Origin of the sequence: Priestia sp. SIMBA_032, from assembly GCF_046535215.1 — a bacterium.
Classification (GTDB): Bacteria; Bacillota; Bacilli; order Bacillales; family Bacillaceae_H; genus Priestia; species Priestia aryabhattai.
This window is the reverse complement of the sequence record NZ_JAWRXD010000347.1, coordinates 1-317: the sequence shown is the minus strand read 5'-3', so window position 1 is coordinate 317 and position 317 is coordinate 1. Positions and strand designations below refer to the sequence as shown.

1 pseudogene is annotated in these 317 nt (G+C 36.3%); it reads left to right on the top strand.

Annotated elements, in window-relative coordinates:
• A pseudogene (gene yidC, locus SB717_RS34700) lies at nt 1-311 on the top strand (membrane protein insertase YidC); the annotation flags it as partial.
• Nucleotides 312-317 lie beyond the last annotated feature (6 nt).

The window sequence follows — 317 nt, the reverse complement described above, 5'->3', positions numbered from 1 at the left end:
AGATTCGCACATCTTCGTTTTTATGGGTGAACCTAGGACATGCAGATCCATATCATATATTACCGATTATTGCAGCGTTAACGACATTTATTCAGATGAAAGTTTTCCAATCGAATATTACATCTGGAGAACAAGTACAGATGCTAAAGATGCAGCAAATTATGATGCCGGCAATGATTCTATTTATGGGGTTTGCGGCGCCATCAGGACTTGTGTTGTACTGGATAACGGGTAACTTATTTACAATGACACAAACAATTGTATTAAGAAAAATAATGGAACGTGAAGAGTTACAATTACAAAAAGCATAGAGAAAC